Below are 4,421 nucleotides of genomic sequence, written 5' to 3' on the forward strand. Positions count from 1 at the left end.
CCACAGCCCCCAGCTCAAGCAGTAGGTGCGGATCTCCGTATGGGCCGCCAGGTAGTCGCACACGGCTTCAAGCACGCGGTTGGCGGCGCTGTAGGCGGCAGAGCCGGTCGCCCCGATCAGGCTCAGCAGCGACGAGAAGGCGATGAAGGTCGCCTGGGGCCGATCGCGGAGCAGCGCCGCCAGGTGCAGGCTGCCCGCAAGCTTGCTCGCCAGCGCCCGCTGCCAGCTCGACGAGTCGTGATCCGCGAGCAACCGAAGCTCATAGCCGCCTGCAAGATGCACGACGCCGTCGAGCGGCTGCTGCCAGGCGGCCTCGGCCTCGCGTACCGCCTCCTCCAGACCGGCGGTATCCGTGAGATCGACGGCGCGGTAGCGCACGCTCCCACCCCTGGCGGCAAGCCGGTCGAGCAGCGCCTTTTTGTCTTCAGCCAGCGGTGTTCGTCCAAGGATCAGCACATTCAACTGGTAGCGCTGCAGCAGATCCGCCAGCAACTCTGCCCCGATCCCGCCCAGTCCGCCGCTGACCACATAGCACGCGCCGTGACGCAGCAGCGACGACGGCTCAGGGTGTGGGCGCGGCGTCAGCTTGACCAGGCGGCGCAGATAGCAGCGCCCGTCGCGCCAGGCGATCTCCGCTCCGCTTCGGCGCATCCACAGCGCGGCCAGCAGATCGTCGGCATCCGCGCGCGGCGAGCGGCCTGCCAGGTCCAGGTGCCAGGCGTCGAGGTGGGGATACTCATGCCGCAGGCCAAGCGTGAGCGCCGCCGTCATCGCCGCTGGATAGCAGATCGCCTCATCGCCGGTGATGCGGTGCAACTGCCGACTGACCGTGACCACACGGAGCGGTGTGGAGGGAACGTGTTTGGCGAGGGCGCGGATCACCATGAGCAACGCATCGCCACAGCGCGCCGTCGCGTTGTTGAGCGCAGCGCCAGCAAGATCCGGGTCCGGTAAAGGCAGGTAGCTCCAAAGATACAGCACCGTCTGCGGTAGGAGGTTCTGCTCCCGCAGCGCGCGGAACAGCCGATCCCAGTGCTCCGGCACAGCGGGATCGAGGTGGAAGCGATCTGCTCCTATCTCTGCGTAGTCGCTTGCCCGCCCCACCCGCACCAGGCTGCCGAAATGAGCGCGGTGGTGCTCAAGACCGTCGGCGAGTCCGTCCTCGTCGCTCAGCACGAGCGTCACACCGTCCTGCGGCAGCGCGGCGTCGGCGAGATATTCCCTGGCCTCCCAGGCAACGCGGTACATGCAATCGGGGACGGTGTTGGCGTTGCCTTCGCGCAGGTCCAGCTCCCTGACGATGCCATCGAATTCGCCGCGCAGCAGGCGCTCTTTCAGCTCGCTGCGTTGAATTTTGCCGCTGGTGGTTTTGGGAAAGCTCGCCTCGGCGAGCGGAATCACCAGCGCGGGCGCGGTCTGGAAATGCACCGCCAGCGTGTCGCGGATCGTGCGGATGATCGCCAGCACATCGGGCTGCTGCGACGGCTCCGCGACGAAGAAGATCACCAGCGCCTCGCTGCCGGTCGTGCGCGTCGGCACGCCGCAGGCGGCAACGAAGCTCGGCTTGACGCCCGCGATCCGGCTGACGGCATCTTCGAGGTCATAGCAGTAGTAGTGGTTGCCGCCGATGATGATTAGTTCCTTCTCGCGGCCCGTGATCGTGACCTGTCCATCCTTGATGAAGGCCAGATCGCCCGTGTTGAACCAGTCTCCGTCAGGGAAGGCGTCGCGATTGGCTTCGGGATGGTTGAGATAGCCGGGTGTGACTCGTCCCGATCGCACCTGAAGCCGCCCGATCCAGCCTTCCGGCAACAGGTGGTTACGCTGATCGACCACGCGCAGCGTCGCGCCCATCGCGGGACGACCCATGCTGAGGAAGATGGTCTGATCGGCTGGCTCGGCGTTTGCTGCGAGCCATTCCAGCGCGCCGCGAATGCTTGAGGTGCGGACATACTGCACGCTGTCGGCATCGGAGAAGAACTTGTAGACGATCGCGGTGCAGGTTTCGGCCATGCCCCAGGCCAGCACCAGCTTGCTGGCGCTGATGCCGAAGGGCGCGGTCGCGGTCAGGAAATCACGCATCACGGGCAGCGTGCATTGCTCCCCGGCGTTCAGCAGCGTCTTGAGCGCCGCGAGATCCCAGTGGCGGCCAGGCTGCCTGTGCAGGGCCTCGGTGATCAGCTTATAGCCGAAGTTGGGCGCCCACGTGTGGTTGACCCGATGGCGTTCCAGCAGGTCGAGCCAGAGCAGCGGATCGGCCAGGATCAGCTCGGCGGGCGCGTGCAGGTTGGTGCAGCCCAGAAACACGGGCCGCAGGTGAAACATGACGATCGGCACGACGTGATCGAGCGGCAGCCAGTTGAAGGTAAGATCGCCGCTGGCAAAGCCGGTGCTGTCCCGGTCGCCGAGCACGTACTCCATCAGCCCGCGATGCGTGATCTGGATGACCTTGGAGGTGCCGGTGCTGCCCGACGACAATTGCAGCATCGCGACGTCAGCCGGATCAGGCTGGTGCAGTTCCTCGGCGGCGGGAGCCTGCTCGCAGCGCTCGACGGTCAGGACGCGCAGGCCATCCATGTCATACAGCCCGGTCAGGCTGCGCAGATCGGCGGCGGTCTGTCCACCGCTGATCAGGACGGGCCGAGCAAGCGACAGCCAGGCATGATACAGCTTGTCGAGCACGGCGTTGCGCGCGCCGTAGCCGGGTGGCCGCGCGATCGTGACGGGACGGATGCCGCCCAGGACGCACGCCCAGAAGGCCGGGAAGTGATCGGCAAGCGTGGGAATGTGCAGGATCGCGACATCACCTGCCTGCAAGCCCTGCTCCCTCAGACCGCCCAGGATACGGCGTGCTCGCGCCAGCAGATCGGGGTAGGCGATGAAGTGGGTCTGCTGCCGATCCACAACCACATGCAGCCCGTGATCGGGAAACTGCTCCGCCGCGCGCAGCAGCGCCGCTGGAAGCGTGCGCGGATCGTCCGGCGCGACGCGCAGCGGGCCGCCATCGCAGAGCGCAGGAGGCAGCGCCGCGCCTGGCGCGGACTCCGTCTCGGCTGGCAGACTCGCCACCGGGAGCGCTTCGGTTTCGACGGCACGCCAGGTGCGATCAATTGCCGAAACATGCACGCGCGTGCGCGGTATGCTGTCGGGCGCGAGGTCAACCTGGAAGCGGCCATCGGGCCACCGCTGGCGCAGCATGAGATCGAAGTCATGGAGCGCCTGGGGCGTGAGGACGGGCAGCCGCAGCAGGGCGGGAAGATCGGGCGTGCCCTCGGCGGTGCGGGGGATCTGGTTGACCAGGACGGGCACCACGGGATGCTGAGCCGCGAGCGACTCGGCCTCGATCCGGCGCTTCAGGCGCGCTGCGTCGGTGGCCGGTGTCGGCACCAGATAGGCGACAAAGCGGATGTGACCGTGTATAGTTGTGCGTGTGATCACCACGCAATCCAGGATGTCATCACCTGACAGGCGCGCTTCGAGATCGATCCGGCGCGTTCGGTCCGCTGCTTCCATACCTCCACCTGCTGTGTACCGGCGTTACGCCGTGAGTACTTGTCGCCTCCGGCAGGGCGGTACCTGAGTTGCCGGGTCATCCACGACGTACCCGCATGGATGATGGACCGTGCTGCCGTGGGCCGACATATAGGCTAGGACGATCGGCTGCGTAGCTCCCCTGGTTGACGGCTCGTTGTTCGTGATCAGGCGCGATCAGCGCTATCCGATGCTGTCGGCTCTGCGGAGCCGACGGGCGTGATTGATGAGGAACAGCAGGAACACCAGCGCCAGGACAATCGCGATGCCATGAAACAGGCTCACGACAGAAACCGGCGAGACACGTTCCATCAGCCAGGCACACAGGATCATGCCCACACCAAAGCCCAGGCTTTCGGCCATAGCCGAGAAGCCGAAGATAAAGCCGCGCTGCTCATCTGCCATGCCCTGGAGACGCGAGGTATAGGCGATCTCGGTCAGGCCATCGGCAAGCCCGGCGGCGACGGCGACCAGCAGCGTGAGCGGGAGGGGCAGGCCCGTAAACACCAGGATAAAGAAGACGGACATGAAGCAGGTGCCAAGCGCGAAGGCGCTCTCGCTGATCGTCTGGTCGTCGCGCTTCAAAAAGCGGCTCAGCAGATGGTGGGCGAGCAGGCTGCCAATCGCCCAGGCGGCCCAGGTACGGCCCACGAAGGCCGAGGGATTCTGCGGGCTGATGAGGTTGGCGTAGACCGGAATGCCCACGTTGTGCGACGCGGAGCCGAAGGCGTCGGCGGCGCGAATAAAGACCATCAGCAGCAGGAGTGGCGCGGTCCTGAGCCACAGGAACGCCAGGCCATACGATCGGAGCAGGCCGACCGAGGGCGTGGCAGCGGCGGCGCTGGCCGCACGATCGGCGGCGCGCATCGTGAGCGGCAGCCAGGTGAGAT

2 protein-coding genes are annotated in these 4,421 nt (G+C 66.4%); both read right to left on the reverse strand.

What is annotated here, in order from left to right:
• Positions 1-3,513: SDR family NAD(P)-dependent oxidoreductase (locus VFZ66_25610; protein HEX6292588.1), on the reverse strand; the 3,513-nt coding region annotated here is incomplete at its 3' end.
• A 201-nt stretch (positions 3,514-3,714) separates the two neighbouring features.
• Positions 3,715-4,421: hypothetical protein (locus VFZ66_25615; protein HEX6292589.1), on the reverse strand; the 707-nt coding region annotated here is incomplete at its 5' end.

The organism is Herpetosiphonaceae bacterium (genome assembly GCA_036374795.1).
GTDB lineage: Bacteria > Chloroflexota > Chloroflexia > Chloroflexales > Kallotenuaceae > LB3-1.